The organism is Planktothrix pseudagardhii, from assembly GCF_904830925.1.
GTDB lineage: Bacteria > Cyanobacteriota > Cyanobacteriia > Cyanobacteriales > Microcoleaceae > Planktothrix > Planktothrix tepida.
Window position 1 is genome coordinate 1,996,534 of record NZ_LR882967.1, and the last position, 16,449, is coordinate 2,012,982.

General features: G+C 40.7%; 10 protein-coding genes and 3 pseudogenes. 2 read left to right on the forward strand and 11 right to left on the reverse strand.

The window, feature by feature from the left end; genetic code table 11:
• Positions 1 to 672: 672 nt before the first annotated feature.
• From NMK36_RS08510 to NMK36_RS08540, 9 genes and pseudogenes are all read right to left on the reverse strand, one after another.
• A complete protein-coding gene (locus NMK36_RS08510; protein ID WP_254173533.1) occupies positions 673 to 1,026 on the reverse strand; it encodes a late competence development ComFB family protein in 354 nt (117 codons plus the stop codon).
• 297 nt (positions 1,027 to 1,323) lie between these two features.
• Complete coding sequence (locus NMK36_RS08515) at positions 1,324 to 1,719, reverse strand: response regulator (protein ID WP_072720972.1); 396 nt, start codon at positions 1,717 to 1,719, stop codon at positions 1,324 to 1,326.
• Between the two features lie 139 nt (positions 1,720 to 1,858).
• Positions 1,859 to 2,236, reverse strand: a complete 378-nt coding sequence (locus NMK36_RS08520) for a response regulator (protein ID WP_254173534.1) — start codon at positions 2,234 to 2,236, stop codon at positions 1,859 to 1,861.
• A gap of 50 nt (positions 2,237 to 2,286) precedes the next feature.
• On the reverse strand, positions 2,287 to 2,967 hold the full coding sequence (locus NMK36_RS08525) for a sensor histidine kinase (protein ID WP_302184688.1): 681 nt from the start codon (positions 2,965 to 2,967) through the stop codon (positions 2,287 to 2,289).
• A 12-nt stretch (positions 2,968 to 2,979) separates the two neighbouring features.
• Positions 2,980 to 3,243: pseudogene (locus NMK36_RS28765) on the reverse strand (PAS domain-containing protein); the annotation flags it as partial.
• 24 nt (positions 3,244 to 3,267) lie between these two features.
• Positions 3,268 to 4,497 (reverse strand): RNA-guided endonuclease InsQ/TnpB family protein, encoded by a 1,230-nt coding sequence (locus tag NMK36_RS08530; protein ID WP_254173536.1) that lies wholly within the window; start codon positions 4,495 to 4,497, stop codon positions 3,268 to 3,270.
• 148 nt (positions 4,498 to 4,645) lie between these two features.
• Positions 4,646 to 6,310 carry a PAS domain-containing protein gene (locus tag NMK36_RS08535; protein WP_254173537.1) on the reverse strand — a complete coding sequence of 555 codons (1,665 nt, stop codon included), beginning with the start codon at positions 6,308 to 6,310 and terminating at the stop codon, positions 4,646 to 4,648.
• 237 nt (positions 6,311 to 6,547) lie between these two features.
• A pseudogene (locus NMK36_RS29090) lies at positions 6,548 to 7,313 on the reverse strand (PAS domain-containing sensor histidine kinase); the annotation flags it as partial.
• Positions 7,314 to 7,370: 57 nt separating this feature from the next.
• Positions 7,371 to 10,049 (reverse strand): annotated as a pseudogene (locus NMK36_RS08540) (PAS domain S-box protein); the annotation flags it as partial.
• A gap of 317 nt (positions 10,050 to 10,366) precedes the next feature.
• Here NMK36_RS08540 and NMK36_RS08545 point away from each other — a divergent pair.
• Positions 10,367 to 11,692 (forward strand): IS4 family transposase, encoded by a 1,326-nt coding sequence (locus NMK36_RS08545; RefSeq protein ID WP_254173354.1) that lies wholly within the window; start codon positions 10,367 to 10,369, stop codon positions 11,690 to 11,692.
• A 105-nt stretch (positions 11,693 to 11,797) separates the two neighbouring features.
• Here the strand turns inward: NMK36_RS08545 and glmS are convergent, their stop codons facing one another.
• Positions 11,798 to 13,726 carry a glutamine--fructose-6-phosphate transaminase (isomerizing) gene (gene glmS, locus NMK36_RS08550; protein ID WP_254173538.1) on the reverse strand — a complete coding sequence of 643 codons (1,929 nt, stop codon included), beginning with the start codon at positions 13,724 to 13,726 and terminating at the stop codon, positions 11,798 to 11,800.
• Positions 13,727 to 13,891: 165 nt separating this feature from the next.
• Here glmS and NMK36_RS08555 point away from each other — a divergent pair, with 165 nt between their 5' ends.
• A complete protein-coding gene (locus tag NMK36_RS08555; RefSeq protein ID WP_254173539.1) occupies positions 13,892 to 14,989 on the forward strand; it encodes an SDR family NAD(P)-dependent oxidoreductase in 1,098 nt (365 codons plus the stop codon).
• Between the two features lie 212 nt (positions 14,990 to 15,201).
• Here NMK36_RS08555 and hypD read toward each other — a convergent pair whose 3' ends face one another.
• Positions 15,202 to 16,323 carry a hydrogenase formation protein HypD gene (hypD, locus tag NMK36_RS08560; protein WP_254173540.1) on the reverse strand — a complete coding sequence of 374 codons (1,122 nt, stop codon included), beginning with the start codon at positions 16,321 to 16,323 and terminating at the stop codon, positions 15,202 to 15,204.
• Positions 16,324 to 16,449: the final 126 nt, after the last annotated feature.

Sequence of the window (16,449 nt, forward strand, 5' to 3'; positions counted from 1 at the left end):
TGTTTTCAAAAAGCCTCAAAATTTTTTATCAGAAAAATGGGTTTAAAACCCTGTTTTTCTAGGACGGCTTTATATTGCGTTGTCTATTGACATCCAATCGTGCTACCATTTCGGATAACAGGAAAGGTAAATAACCTGTCTAAAAACCTAGTTGCCTAACGGTAAATACTGAACCTTGACAATTGAATCTATAGGGTTCTACTGCATAGTTTTAGCTTCTCCCCAGCAGTGGGTAAAAGATTCGTGGGAAGCTCAACAACCCGTTTTTGAAACGTATTTGTTTCAATTAAAAAAGAACTCGCAGTCATGCGAATAGGGTAGGGCTTACCCAAATCTACGCTTGGGGAGAACCCCACCTCTGATCAAGGCACTGCAAGGTACTTTGATTAAGTGGTTTCGACGAACCAAGAATCTTCACGCCTTCAGGCTGAGGAGTGTCAACTCAAGGAACTCATTGGAGTTAAGCCCCTGGATTTCCTTACATTAGGAGTTGTTTCTAAGTCAGCTAAAATGCTATCATAATAGGGCATTTCCAGATAACAGTGACGACAAAACCAGTGAATTTCTCTTGCACGAATGTGCCGAAGTAAAGTATTAGAGCAGCAAGGACAAGTTGAAAATAACATTTTCTAATCTCCTTTTTTAAATGAGGTTTATTAATCTTTTTTTTGTTTAACTTACTTTTCGGGAATTGCGAAAATTTTGATTATTATTGGGTTGAATGTCCATGTTATTTGAGCTAAAAATGCCAAAAATATCACGGATGCCTAAATGAATATAATATTCGATATCTAAGAGCCGTTGACTTGAATAGGCAATCGATAATTTTGTCTGTTCCAGGTTTTCTGTTTTGTCTACTACAATGTATTTATTAGGAACACGACTCAGAACATAAGCAACTAATTCCTGACGTAAGTTATTAGCCGAGAAAGTTTCCTGATGGAGAGACTTAGGATAGGTTTCTAAAATGTTTTCAATCTCCTCAATGACGAAAGGTAAAGTCAGATTGAGTAGCTTATTTTCCATTGTTTACTCCTTAAAAGATTTAATCGGTAATAGAGGCAAAATTTGCCTAACCCTTTTCTGCAAAGAAAGGGCGAGGAGGCTGTAATGCTTCAAAGATTAAAAAACAAATTTGAGGGAAATTTGAGGATTTTTTCTCACATTCTTTGTCAAAGCCGTAAAATCCTTTAGATTTAAGTTCAGCAGGGATTATTACTGACTTGTGAATAAGGGTGTAATTGTAATAATTAGCAATTTTCTGAAACTTTTCTTTACAAACTTTTGAGGATCAAGATGTTAACTGTTCCCTGTTCCCTAGTGCTATAGATTCCAGCCGAGAGCATGGGCAATTTGGGGAACTAGGGTGAGAGAATCAAAGGGTTTAGCGATCGCACCTTTCACACCCAACGCTTGAAACCGATGAGGTTCAGTCAAACTGCGTCTTGCCGTTAAAAATATCACGGGGATAGGCTGGGTAACAGGATTCGCTTGTAGTTGTTGCAATACAGCTAAACCATCCATATCAGGCATCATCACATCCAGTAGAATCGCATCAGGCTTCTCTGAAACAGCCTTCACTAAACCCTCTTGACCCGAAGCTGCCAATGATACATTCCAACCCCCTAGTGTTTCCAAACATATTTTCACGATTTGTCGGATGTTGGATTCATCATCAATAAATAAAATTTGTTTACCTGGAGTCACTAGATTAGTCATATTTATGACACCTCTTAGCATTCCCCAAGAGGCATTAGAAAAAATAATTCAACGTAGTAATTTCCCTACACCTAGAGATTAAAACAACAACTTGAGGAAATTTAGAGGGAAGCGAATACGGTCTTGGCTTGCCATTGCATTACCATCCCAGGGTAGAAGCCACTTGATCTGCCAGGGTCATAGGGTCAAAGGGTTTTGCAATCACTCCTGCTATATCGAGTTGGGCAAATTGTTCTAAGTCGGTGGACTGTACTTTCGCAGTGAATAAAATGACTGGAATTGTTGAAGTCGCTGAATTCTCCTGCAACAATTGGAATACCGTGAGTCCGTCCATGTCAGGCATCATCACATCGAGTAAGATTGCATCCGGGTGTTGAGTTTGGGCGATCTCTAGTCCTTCTTGAGCCGATACAGCCGTTAGCGTCTCCCAACCCCCTAAATTTTGCAGACAAGCCTGAATGATGATGCAGAGGTTGAGTTCATCATCAATCACCAGAATCCGTTTCGGTTTGAGCATCAGTTTATGTCCTAAGTGCCTTAGCGACTGCTATAACATTGATTTCATAGTTAATCAAGTTGTTTTGGCAAAGTGAAATAGAACTTACTGCCTGCTCCAACAACACTTTCCGCCCAAATTTTGCCGCCGTGTTGTTGTACGATGCTTTGACAGATTGCTAAACCTAAACCTGTTCCTCCCTTTTGTCGGGAGTCCGAAGCATCCACCTGTTGAAATCGTCCAAAAATCGTTTCTAATTTATCAGCCGGAATACCGCGCCCTTGGTCTTGAATTTGAAATAAAACTTGATCCGCTTGGTCTTGAGCACTGAGTGTAACGGTTGCCTTGGCAGGGGAAAATTTAATCGCATTACTAACGAGATTAACAAGGGTTTGAATCATCCGATCTCGATCCACAAAAACCTGAATAGAAGTCGGTTCAACAGATAGCATGATCTGATTTTCTGCGGCTAAAGGTTGCAGGGTTTCCACACATTGTTGCAGAAGCGCTCCTGTATCGCACCACTGTTGATTGAGATGGACTTTCTGTGCCTCAAGTCGCTCTAAATCGAGAATATCATTGACCAAACGGACTAAACGTTCTGTATCGTGAACAGCGATGTCTAACATTTGTTGAGTAGTATCCGGCTTGTTTTTGAAGACTCCCGCAGCCAGTAACCCCAGAGAACCCCGAATTGAGGATAGAGGTGTTCGCAGTTCATGGCTGACAATGGAGATAAACTCGCTTTTCATTTGTTCAATGGCTTGACGTTCGGTGATATCTTCTACTGTGCCCACATAGCCAATTAATTCATCGGAAACTGACAAAATGGGGGCTGATCGCACTTGGCTAAAACGAATGATGCCATCTTTGTGAACATAACGAATTTCACTCGAAAATTCTTGCCTTTGGGACACTGCTTTTGACCACTCAGTCGTAACTGTCTCCCGGTCTTCAGGATGGAGAAACTTGATCCAACCGTCTCCCAATGCTTCATCAAAGGTGCAGCCACAAATTATTTGATAGCGTGGATTGGTTTGACACTCTCACCGTCAATCGCAAAGCGATGTGACGGGAGATTCTTTGTTCAACGAATCAACTTGCCCCAACAGGATTTCTCCCGCCAAAGTAGAGGTCAATTCTCCCAAAGCGTTTATCGGCTCTAAACCGAAAGTTCCCGTATGTCCTGCGGTACTTAATCCCCTTCTTAAAATATTTTTCGCAGCATTTTCATCCCTATCTAACTGACATCCACAACTACAAACGTGGGTTCTTGTTGATAGGGATTTTTTGACGATTTTTCCGCAATTTGAACAGTTTTGGCTTGTATATTGAGGAGGAACAGCAATAGTAGCCTTGCCGTACTTTCTCCCAAAATATTCTAACCAAATACGGAATTGATACCAAGCTGCATCATTAATTGACTTAGCCAGACAATGATTTTTAACTAAGTTCTTAATCCTTAAATCTTCGTAGGCTACCACGTCGTTAGAGTGGATGACGGAGTATGCAACACCCTTGCAAAACTCTTTTCGTTGCCGACTAATTTTCAGATGAGCCTTAGCTAATTTCTGTCTCGCTTTTTTGCGGTTATTAGACCCTTTCTGTTTCCGAGAAAGTTGCCTTTGTAACCGCTTAATTTTCTTTTCTCCCATTCTCAAGAATTTAGGGTTATCTATTTTATTACCTTGATCATCGGTGTAAAAAGCAGATAACCCCACGTCTAAACCGATTGTTTTATTCGTTGGTTCAGTCTTGATTTGAACGTCAACTGAAAGAATGAACTGGCAATAATAACCATCTGCACGTCTAACCAATCTCACTCGTTTAATTTGTTCGGGTTGATAGAAATGCAAATCGTAGCTTCCTACTAACCGTAACCGTCCAATTCCTTTCTTATCAGTAAAGGTAATGGCTTTACGACTTTCTAAATTTAATTGCCATCCGGTTTGTTTGTATTCAACCGAACGGCAATTTTTCTTGAAACGGGGATAGCCTTTTTTACCCGGAATTTTCCGTTTACAGTTATCATAGAATCGAGCGATAGCTGACCATGCTCTCTCGGCACTAGATTGTCTAGCTTGAGAGTTTAACTCGTTAGCGAATTTAAAGTCATGAGCTAAAACGCGACAATACTTATTCAAATCGTAGCGTCCAACCCCTTTGTTATCTATCCAATATCTTAGACATTTGTTCTGGATGAATTGAGCGGTACGAATCGCTTCGTCTATCGCTTTATATTGTTGTTCTTTCGCTCTAACTTTAAATTCGAGAACTAGCATTTATGTCACCAATATCGACCTAAATCTAATCTAACACAAGTTTCTGTTTTTGTGTCAAATTAAAATATCGTGCTACGCTGGGTACATTGCTCGGTTTTTCATCTCGCCGTTAACCTAACGGTGTAACGGGAGTTTTCAAACCGAGGTCTTAGATAAAAATGCCGATAGGCGAAGACTCACTCAGAGAACGGAAATTAGCCTCACTTTGCCGGAGTTTTTTTTCAGCTTGCTGGCGAACTGCTTCGAGGTGTTTAGCTATGGTGATGTCTTGTTGAACAACGACCAGCACATCGCCATATTCAGAATGCTTAAATACAGAAGCTGTTGCCCTACACCAAAATGGAGTTCCATCTTTCTTAATATTATGAACTTCATAAGTCGCTTCACCGTTTTGTAAAATAGCAGAAATAATCACTTCAGAAACATCTTCAGCCGTTACCTCTTTTGTTGCATAGTTAACAATGGAAACGAACTGACCGTTGAGTTCACCCGCCTCATAGCCAAACATCTGCTCAAATTTAGGATTGGCATAGACAATGACCTGATTATCGACTTTGATTAAGCAAATGCTTTCTGCCATATTGCGAGTGATGACAGCCTGAAGATCTAGCATTTGTTGATCTCGTTTGTAATCGCCAATATCTAACAATACGCCGAGTGATCGCACAGGTTGCCCCGATTCATTGTAGATGGCTTTACCACGCGGCATTACCCAATGAACAGAACCATCAGGATGAATCAGTCGATATTCAATAGAGAAATCCGTATGATTTTTAATCGATTCTAAAAACTGTTGTTCAACCCAATCTACATCATCAGGATGAACGATACTGCGGCTCAGTTCATAGCTAGGCTCAATGCTATCGGGGACTAAACCGTGTAGCGTGAACAGATTATCATTCCAGATCAGTTTTCCGCTAGGGAGGTGAAGATCCCAAAAACCGATATGAGTTAAATCTAAAGCGAGTCGGCGGCGTTCTTCGCTCTCTTGTAAGGCTGTTAATACTTCCTCTAGGTGTTGATTTACCTCAGAGAGTTCTGTTGTTCGCTCCGCTACCCGTGCTTCGAGTTCAGTATTGATTTGCTTACGCTCATCAATTGCCATCACGGTTCCCGTCATGCGGACAGGCTGCCCAGATTCATCATAAAATCCTTGTCCTCGTCCCTCAATCCAGTGAATGCTGCCATCGGGCCAAATGACACGATATTCATGTTGATGGGGAACCCGTTCTTTTAAAGAACGCTCTATCACCTGATTGAATTTCTCATGATCCTGTGGATGGAGACAAGCCTTAAAGGTTTCGTATCGCCCATCAAAGGTTCCAACCGTCAAGCCCAATAACCGTTCATGTTCTGGCGACCAATAAATTTCGCCCGTTAAGATATTCCAGTCCCACAGCCCCATTTGAGCCGCAGATAGCACCATTCGGAGTTGTTCGGCATTTTTCTCTAAAAGTTGTTGACTCAGTTGCTCAATCCTGCGCTTGCTGTTTTTCAGACTGTGGCTCAACAGATGAATCACAACTGCAACGAGGCTAAAGCTTGCCAGTCGAATGAAATCACTGATCGTGAGTGTTGTGAATTGCCCCAGAGGTGGAACAAAAAAGATATTGACTGCTAGTGTTGAGAGGAAAATTGCCACTAATCCAGGCTTTAGTCCACCATACCAAGTGGAAACGGTGATGGCAACAAAGAAAAACACACTCACCGATTGAGTTAGAAACGGCTCAAGGTTGAGGGTTAGAAGTAAGGCGATCGCAGTCGAGCCAATGGCAACGGCATACGGTAAAAATCGTTGATAAAATTTCATCATTTTATAGCAATTCTATTTGAGTTGTGTTCAAAATTTTTGAGCAATAGGGAACAGGGAATTACGAATTACGAATTACGAATTACGAATGGGGAACACCAGATAAATAATATTTCTGGCTGTTTTATGTCAGTTGTAAATTATTACAATCTATTTGGGATTGCTATATTTTTTACCCCCTAAGTCTTCTGTAAACTCGATATAATTTTTAAATCCATAAAAAGTTATTAAATAAATCAATTAATCGAGGGGTATGGGCAAGGTAAAATAAAAATTACTGCCTGCCCCAACAATACTTTCCACCCAAATTGTGCCTCCATGTTGTTGTACAATACTTTTACAAATTGCTAAACCTAAACCAGTTCCTCCCTTTTGCCGAGAATCTGAAGCATCCACCTGTTGAAATCTTCCAAAAATCGTGAACGGCGATATCTAACATTTGTTGAGTCGCATCTGGCTGGTTGTTGAAGACTCCCGCAGCCAGTAACCCCAGAGAACCCCGAATTGAGGATAGAGGTGTTCGCAGTTCATGGCTGACAATGGAGATAAACTCGCTTTTCATTTGTTCAATGATTCGACGTTCAGTGATATCCTCGACGGTTCCCACATAACCCATAAATTGGCAACTTGTCTGATACAAGGGAGAGGTTCTCATTTGGGCAAAATGAATAATGCCATCTTTATGAACATAGCGAACCTCAGCCAAAAATTCCCCTTGTTCGGATAGGGTTTGTGACCATTGCTCCATGAGCCATTCTTGGTCTTCGGGGTGAACAAATGCTAACCAACCGTCTCCCAAGGCCTGATCAAAGGTGTAGCCACAAATCTCTTGACAACGGGGATTGGTATAAATCCACTGCCCTTGGGCATCGATGCGGAAGATCCCGACCGGAGAATTCTCACTTAAAGACCGGAATTCCGCTTCACTCTGCTGCAATGCGATCGCTACTTGCTGACGTTCCTTGAGTTCGTTCTGAAGTTGTTGGTAGAGTTCCGATTGCTGAATGGCGATCGCCATTTGATTCGCCAACTGCTGAATTAATTCGATTTCCCCAGGTTGCCATTCTCTTGGCCCTGAACATTGATGAGTAATTAACAATCCCCAAATATGATTATTTTGGAGAATGGGAACGACCAGTTCGGCTCTGACTTGAATCTGTTCGAGAAATTCCACCATACAAGGCAGTAACGCTTCGTTGCAAAGGCGGTCAGTCAGGGTAAACACTTTCCCCTGAGCGTAAATCTCACGGCAGTGTTCGGGGAATGCCTCTTCGGGTAAGGTGATATTGGCAATTTTTGGCCATTGGGGTGCGATAGCCTCCGCAATCACTGTTCCGGTATAGTCAGGCCAAATACGATAAACCACTACTCGGTCAGCCCCCAACACTTGTTGCACTCGCATTTCTAACTCTTGATTGAGTTGCTGTAAAGTAGCTTCAGCTTGCTTGCGTGCTGTAATATCTCGTTGCACTGCTATCCAATTGGTATACCCGCCCGTGTTATCTGCAACGGGTACAATACTAATTTCAACCCAATACGGCGAACCGTCTTTGCGATAGTTAATCAGGTCAACTCTGACAGGTTGCCAGTTTTGTAAAGCCGTGCGAATTTGTTCTAAAGCGGTTCGGTCTGTGTTTTCCCCTTGCAAGAGTCGTGGCGTTTTGCCCAAAACTTCCTCTGGGGTATAGCCCGTCATGTGAGTAAAGGCAGGATTGACATAAATAATCCGGGGGCCAGGGTCGTTAATGGGTTCGGCCTCAGTAATCACAACTGAATCATTTGTTGAGAGAATAACGGACTCAAGAAGATGCAGTTGGGTTTCTCTGGCTTTGCGATCGCTAATCTCCACCACCGTTCCCAACATCCGCAGAGTTTCACCCTCAGTGTTATAGAAAAATTTACCCTTCGCCTCAATCCAGTGGAGACTTCCATCCGGCCAAACGACTCGGAATTGATGCTCATAATCCTTCTGTTTTTCCCGGCGTGCTTCTTCTACGGCTAAAGCAATTGTGGCTCGATCTTCTGAATAAATGCAGGCTTCAAACGCTTCATAAGTGCCATTAAATGTTCCAGGTTCTAACCCAAATAACTGTTCATGACCCCTTGACCAAGTAATCTGATTAGTCAGTAAATCCCAATCCCAAATGCCCATTTGAGCCGCAGACAAAGCCAGGGTTAATTGTTGATTAATTTTGGCGATTTCATCCGCTTTCCGCAAGACAATTCCAATAATTGCACTTCTGAGTTTTAAAGCAATTTCAATTTCACAGGGTTGCCAAGGTAAAGACTTTAATCGAACCGTTTCTTGCCACAAATCAAAGGATTTGCGAGGGGTTAGTTGCACATCTCCATTCTGCTTAATTTCAACAGGTTTATTTGGATTTCCAGCCCAATTTACCGTTTGAATTAATTCTGGGCGAAACCACAACACATACTGCTTGTGGATGTGAGATAAAGAAAGTGCCAGCAATCCACTGCCAATATCTTTAAATTTCTCAGCCGTTGGATACAGTTTAGACAAAGAATCCGTATAAACAATATCTTGATTCAGGGGAGTTATTAACTCATTAATTAACCCTTGAATATCAGCGATTTCAGGAGTTTGCCCAATCAAAGTTAAATTTTCATTCGCACAAATCGCTACTCCTTGAGCACCAACTAATTCTACTAAATGATTTCTTTCTTTTAACAAACCCGTGACAAAATTCTCTTCTTCAGAAATTGCTTCGATAAATTTTGCCAGAATTGAGTTTAATTTAATCCGATAATCTAAAGTTTCATTCTCTTCTTTAGAATTGAGTTCTAAAGCCATCACTTTCCCTAAAAGCTCGCAAGCAGCACGGATTTCATAAGAAACAGACTTGGGTGATTGATGATGACAAGCGATTAACCCCCAGAGTTTTTGGTTCCGCATTAAGGAAATAGACATTGAAGCTCCAACCCCCATATTTTTGAGATACTCAATATGGATTGGAGAAACGCTTCTTAACACACTAAAGCTGAGATCGAGGGGGTGATTTGTGAGGGGATTATTAACCGGAAAAAGTTCAACAGCTTGGTAATTGACATCAGGAATTAACCGCAGTAAATTTAACCCATACAAATGCCTTGCTTGTCGGGGAATGTCTGAAGCCGGATAGTGTAAACCCAAGTAAGGATTCAATTCCTCTAATTTATCTTCGGCAATAATTGTACCTGCATCTTCCGCATCAAATTGGTAGACCATCACTCGGTCAAACCCAGTTAGTTTTCGGATTTCCTTAACAATTGTTTGGCAGAGTTCATTTAAAGTAAATGTTTTTTGAATTTGGGCTAGGGGTGCTTGAACTAAATGATAAAGGCTAAAAAAATGACTAAATTGTTTTGAGGTTACAGGTTCTAATTCAAGAATTAAAACACCATCTGAACGATGAAGAATTCCATCAAAAAACCGTTGTTTTTTTTGAATTTTAATTGATAATTTGAGTGGATTTATAGTTCCCAAGCCTTCATCTCGTTTTTGATGAATTTGTTCAATGAAGCGTGATTCAAGAATTTTATCTAATTTTTTTCTTAAAAGTTTTTGAGGATGAATTCCAAGAAGGTTAAAAGTATTGTTGCTAACTTGTAAAATTTTTAGCTGAGGTTCTTGTAGAACAAAAAGAATACCATGAGCCTGAATCAATCCCGGAATGTGAATTGGTTCTGTGTCACAGTTCGTTAGATCAACTGTTGATGGAAATAAAGGATCTATTTGATTCATCTTTAGATTTGACCTAGGGCTAGGGGTCAGTTCAGTTATGTCATCAAAGATATAGCAAGGTTAAATCAATCAATGATTGATTGAAATAATTGTTGATATATAGCAAGTCTAAATCAGTTGTATAAATGTCTTAAAATCTAATTGATCGTAGGGGCGAGGCACGCCCATTGGTGTCAACTTAAGGAAAGGCGATCGCAACGACTAATGGGAGTTGAAGAGGGCGATGAGTAGTCGCCCTGGCAACGTGGCAACTGTAGGTGTTAGTTTAAAGGGGCGATCGCCAAGGTCAGTGTTAGTGGAAGGGGGAAAGAAATCAGATGAGTAAAACAACAGGGAGAATTTTGAGAAATGCGGATTTAAGGCATCAAAGTCAAATGGCAGGGCCACCATTAGAAGTGCTAGAAAAAGAACTGTATAGACTACTAACACCCGAAAATTTTAAACCGTTAAAGGAAAGCCGAGGAATTCAGGAAAAAAAACTGCGTTCGCGAGTATTAAATTTACCAGTGATGATGGCAGTAGTTATTGGCTTAGTCTATAGAAGAATAGCTGGATTGCGAGAACTGTTAAGAATCCTAACGGAAGAAGGAATGCTGTGGATAGAACCGATGCAAGTGAGTGTGGAAGCGTTATCAAAAAGATTAAGAACGCTACCAGCGAGTTTATTTGTAGAAATCTTTGAACAGGTGATAGAGAAATTAAAAAGCGAAGAAAATCTGAAGGGAGTGCCGGAAAAATGGCAAGGGATCTCAGAAAAGTTTACAGGAATTTGGATAGCAGATGGTTCGACACTGGAAGAAATATTTAAAAAGTTAAAAGTGCTGAGAAAGGGTAACACAGTGTTAGGGGGAAAGATGATGGTGATTGTAGAAGCCTGGACATATAGACCGGTGAAAATGTGGTATACAGAAGAATCAAAAGCTAACGATAAAATCTTTACTGACCAACTGTTAGAACAACTTCCCCAAGGGGGATTAATGATTTTTGACTTAGGTTTTTTTAAGTTTGGGTGGTTTGATGAATTTACAGAACAAAAAAAATTTTTTGTAACCCGATTAAGAGAAAAAACAGCCTATCAAGTCAAAAAAACATTAAGCCAAGGGTTATACTATCAAGATGAAATTATCCAGATGGGATTGTACCGTTCTAACCGATGTCATCAGCCTGTACGATTAGTCTCAGTCTTATGGGGAAAAACTTGGTATCGCTATTTAACCAATGTCTTAGATCCAGAGGAATTATCGGCTCAACAAGTTTGTGAGTTGTACCGAAATCGCTGGCAAATTGAACAAGCCTTTTTATTAACGAAGAGATTATTAGGATTAGCCTATCTCTGGGTGGGAGATAGCAACGGAATCCAAATTCAAATTTTATCAACCTGGATATTTTATGCCGTCTTAAATCAGTTGTGTACTGATGTCGCTATGGCTTTAGGTCAACCGAAAGAACGAATTTCTACAGAAATGGTATTTCGCGCTTTATATCATTTTTCTCGAGCTAGTTTACGGGGAGAAACTTCTGATGTTATTAGCTATTTAACCTCACATCAGAAGTTATTTGGCTTGGTCAAATCCACTCGAAAACGACATCGAGAAATCGATGCTCTTACACAGCAGGTTTGGGGCGATCGCTCCTTAAGTTGACGCCAATGGGCACGCCTCGCCCCTACACGAGGATTTGTGTCTATTTTATCGTAAAGTGTACAACTTTATTGTTGTTTGACAACATTTGTACAAAATCTAACCGAATTATTCCACCGTAACAGATTTCGCTAAATTCCGAGGTTGATCTACATCTAATCCTCGCCGTGCTGCAATATGATAAGCTAATAATTGCAGGGGAATTACGGTTAAAATGGGAGATAAAATTTCATCAACACAAGGAACCCCTAAAACATCATTAAAGGTTTCCTTGGCTTCCGGTTCTTCCTTCGGCATCACCCCAATTAAACGAGCATCTCGCGCCTTGGCTTCTTGAGCATTAGAAATCACTTTTTCATAGACACTTCCGGGCATTGCGATCGCCACAACAGGCACTTTTTCATCTAATAAAGCAATGGGGCCATGTTTCATTTCTCCAGCCGGATATCCTTCAGCATGAATATAACTAATTTCCTTCAATTTTAACGCCCCTTCTAAAGCGATCGGAAAATTAATTCCTCGCCCTAAAAAGATAAAATCATGGGTTTCATTAAAATCATGGGCTAACTCCTCAATATGTTTTTCTTGATCCTGTAGTAACTGTTCCATTTGAGCCGGAATTTGTCGCAGATCTTTGAGAATTTCTAACAACCGAGATTGCGGTAACTTTTGACGATGCCAAGCTATATCTAAGGCTAATAAATAAAAGGCAATTAATTGAGCCATAAAAGTTTTTGTCGCTGCTACCCCAATTTCTATTCCGGCTCTGGTATCAATAATATGGGGAACTAATTGAGCTAAAGAACTTTCGGGACGGTTTGTAATTCCTAATAGTTTTGCTGCGTATTCAGGGCGCGCATTAACTCGCCGATGCTGTTCCATCGCTAGAGAAGCTAGGGTATCAGCTGTTTCTCCTGACTGTGTAACCCCAATGGTGATTGTATTTGGTCTGAGGGGAGTGGGTGCATAACGCGCTTCCGAAGCATATTGTACAATGGTGGGAATACCTGCTAATTGTTCTAGTAAATATTTGCCAACTAAACTGGCGTGCCAACTGGTTCCACAGGCTAAAATTTCAATTTGTTCTAAATCTTGATACCAGCTAGAAGGAATACTTAAATGAATGGGTGAGGGTGTTTTTTTCTCAGAAGATTTTTCAGCCGATTTTTCAGATATTTTTTCCGATTCTAGTTCACATTCAGCATCTAAATAAGCTTGTAAACAATCCCGAACAACTCCCGGTTGTTCATGGATTTCTTTAAGCATGAAATGTTTGAAAACGTGCTTTTCAACTAAAGTAGGACTCCAATTGAGAATCCGAGGAACTTTATGCAAACGTTCTCCAGCAAAGGTATAAATTTCCACACCCAAATGGGTTAAACGAGCAATTTCACCATTTTCTAAACTTAAAACTGCTTGGGTATAAGGAACTAAAGCTGGAGTATCGGATGCACAGAAAAATTCCCCTTGACCTAAACCAATAGATAAGGGAGCTTGTTGACGGGCAACAATTAATTCATTAGGATAATCTGCACATAAAACAGCAATAGCAAAGGCTCCTTCTAAACGATTAACGGCTTTAATAACAGCCTCTAAAAACGTTGTTTTTTCCGAAGTTTTATTTTCCAAAATATCCGCGATTAAATGAGGAATTACTTCTGTATCCGTATCCGATTTAAACTCATAACCTTTCGCTTTTAATTCTTCTCGTAATTCTCGATAATTTTCGACAATTCCATTTTGAACAACCGCCACTCGTCCTTTATGATCCATGTGAGGATGGGCGTTTCGTTCTTCCGGTTTGCCATGGGTCGCCCAACGTGTATGACCAATCCCAATACTAGAAGGCATTTCAACCTGAGCTAATTTTTCCCGTAGGTTATAGAGTTTCCCTTTGGCGCGGACAGAATGAATATTTCCTTCCCAAATCGTCGCTAAACCCGCAGAATCATAACCCCGATACTCCAGTTTTTCTAATCCTGCGATTAAAATGTCACTGGCGACTTGAGTTCCAATATAACCTACAATTCCACACATAACTTCACAACTCCTACTTTAATTGCCTTGATCTTACAATTTGGAACCATTCTATTCCGGTGGAGCATCAAGAAGCTATAAAACATAACCCACCATTTCACCCTATTTAGTTCCAGTGCGTCAGTCCTGGTACTATATTGACGACGCAGACATTAGGGAAATCCAGTGGAGCCAAATTTTCAACCTCTCAATCCTGAGAATCCTGGGGTACAGGAAGTCATACAATATATGTTGTCACGTCGTCAGTTTCTTGTGTTAGGTACTGGCTCTTTTGTGACAACACTGATGCTTTCAAGCTTGATAGGGGAAGCTGAATCTGCTCAAAATACCGATGTTTCTTCTGCAAGCAATTCAATCAAAAGTGAGGTAAAAAGAATGGATATTCAGCCCACTAATCCTGACTATTTTATTCCCAATCGATTTCAAGGAAAAACGATTTTAATTACAGGTGCGGCGACGGGAATTGGATCGGCTACGGCGATTAGAGCCGCTCGTGAGGGTGCTAATGTGGTGGGAGTTGACCGCAAGGAAAAAGAACTCAATCAGACCATTAGCAACATTAAAGGGGAAGGACATAATGCGATCGCAATTGTCGGGAATGTGGTAGAAACGGCATTATGCGATCGTATGGTAACAGAAGCGGTGAAGGTCTTTGGCGGTGTCGATTTGGTGCTGAATGCGGCGGGAGTCATGGATGGAGGCGATCCGGCTCAACCTCTGAATTTTGAAGGTCAACGCAATTTGTTACCTAATTCAATTCATCTGGCTACTGATGAATATTGGGATGCTGTGGTAGCAACGAATACAACGGGTGTATTTAAGTCGATGCGCTCAGAACTGCGACAGATGGTTGCACAGGGTCAAGGGGGAGCTATTGTTAATATTGGTTCGATTGCAGGCTTAACCGGATTAGCTGGAAATCCCGCCTACGTTGCTAGTAAACACGGAGTTACAGGCTTAACGCGAAATGCAGCCCTAGATTATGCGCCTTACGGGATTCGCATCAACTCAGTTAATATGGCAGCCACAGATACACCAATGGTAGCGAGAGCGGGTGAATTTGTGCAAGCCAGCAAAAAATCTGGAGAGGGTAGCTCAATGGGTGGACTCAAACTCCAGAGCATTTTGTCTGCTGTTGATTCTAAACATCGTTCGGCTACGGTTTGGGAACAAGGAGCTATTATTCTGTTTCTTTTGTCTCCAGATGCTTCTAATTTAACGGGTTGTACTTATGCGACGGATGGAGGTTGGACGGCTTACTAAAGAGAAGAGATTTTGACCGAGTGTAATAGCCTAGCTACCAAAATTATATAATATGAAATCCTTAAGTATTTGCTATCAATAATAAATGGGGTAACTCATCACTTTTTACTATCTCCTATTTCCTATTTTATTGTCCCCTCTGTTCCCTTTTCCCTCTAGTATTAATTTAAGGATTTCATATCAGAATCTGCGATCGCTTACAACAACCCAATTTATAAAGAAATCGGAATTTTATTGTGGGGAGTTTGTTGACGATAGCGATAATAAGCCGCACAAGCACCTTCAGAAGAAACCATCGGCGCGCCTAACGGATGTTCAGGAGTACAACGGGTTCCAAAAGCAGAACATTGATGGGGTTTTTTAATTCCTTGAAGAATTTCTCCACTAATACAGTCAGCACAGGGAGAAGAAACGGGAATTAACCGTTGAGAATTAAACCGTTTTTGAGCATCAAAATCAATATATTTCTGTTTAATTCCTAACCCACTTTGAGAAATTTCTCCCAAACCTCGCCATTGACGGGGAACAATTTCAAACACTTCTTGAATAATCTTTTGAGCGGTTTCATTTCCTTCTCGACGCACGGAACGATTATATTGATTTTCTAATTGATATTTTCCTGTTTCTAACTGTTGAATACAGAAATAAATCCCTTGTAAAATATCAACAGGTTCAAACCCTGTAACCACAATAGGAATTTGATATTTTTCAACAATCGGTTCATATTCTGTATATCCCATAATGGTGCAAACATGACCCGCCGCTAAGAAGCCTTGAACTTGACAATTAGGACTAGATAAAATAGCTTCCATCGCTGGAGGAACAAGCACATGGGAAACTAACAGGGAGAAATTATTAATGTTTTGTTGAGCCGCTTGATAAACTGCCATTGCCGTTGTTGGAGCGGTGGTTTCAAAACCAACGGCGAAGAAAATTACTTCTTTTGTCGGGTTTTGTTGGGCAATTTTTAAACAGTCTAAGGGGTTATAAACTATTCTAACATCTGCCCCAGTTGCTTTAACGCTTAAGAGGTCTTTTTCACTCCCTGGAACCCGTAACATATCGCCAAAGGAACAGAGAATAATATTAGGTAAAGAAGCGAGAGCAATGGCTTGATCAATAATATTAATATCGGTAACACAAACGGGACAGCCTGGGCCATGAATTAAGGTAATTTCTGAGGGTAATAATTCATCAATGCCATATTTAACAATAGAGTGGGTTTGTCCCCCACAAATTTCCATAATTGTCCAAGGTTTTGTGGTAATAGCTGCGATCGCTTTTGCATAATCCTGGGCTAATTTAGCATCTCGATATTCATCAACAAATTTCATAATATTTTTATAATAAATGGCTGAATTATAACTATACTATAACCCTAGTTCCTGGGTTCTACCCAGGAATCATAAATGTAGGCTCTGCCTACGGTAATTAAAATAGAATAGAGGCAGAGCCGCCAT

What these genes read in the sequence shown, in the direction of transcription:
- glmS (WP_254173538.1), bottom strand. Translation starts at nt 13,726, where the DNA reads ATGTGTGGAATTGTAGGTTATATTGGAACTCAAGTCGCCAGTGACATT.
- NMK36_RS08535 (WP_254173537.1), bottom strand. Translation starts at nt 6,310, where the DNA reads ATGATGAAATTTTATCAACGATTTTTACCGTATGCCGTTGCCATTGGC.
- NMK36_RS08520 (WP_254173534.1), bottom strand. Translation starts at nt 2,236, where the DNA reads ATGCTCAAACCGAAACGGATTCTGGTGATTGATGATGAACTCAACCTC.
- NMK36_RS08510 (WP_254173533.1), bottom strand. Translation starts at nt 1,026, where the DNA reads ATGGAAAATAAGCTACTCAATCTGACTTTACCTTTCGTCATTGAGGAG.
- NMK36_RS08525 (WP_302184688.1), bottom strand. Translation starts at nt 2,967, where the DNA reads ATGAAAAGCGAGTTTATCTCCATTGTCAGCCATGAACTGCGAACACCT.
- NMK36_RS08515 (WP_072720972.1), bottom strand. Translation starts at nt 1,719, where the DNA reads ATGACTAATCTAGTGACTCCAGGTAAACAAATTTTATTTATTGATGAT.
- NMK36_RS08545 (WP_254173354.1), top strand. Translation starts at nt 10,367, where the DNA reads ATGAGTAAAACAACAGGGAGAATTTTGAGAAATGCGGATTTAAGGCAT.
- NMK36_RS08530 (WP_254173536.1), bottom strand. Translation starts at nt 4,497, where the DNA reads ATGCTAGTTCTCGAATTTAAAGTTAGAGCGAAAGAACAACAATATAAA.
- hypD (WP_254173540.1), bottom strand. Translation starts at nt 16,323, where the DNA reads ATGAAATTTGTTGATGAATATCGAGATGCTAAATTAGCCCAGGATTAT.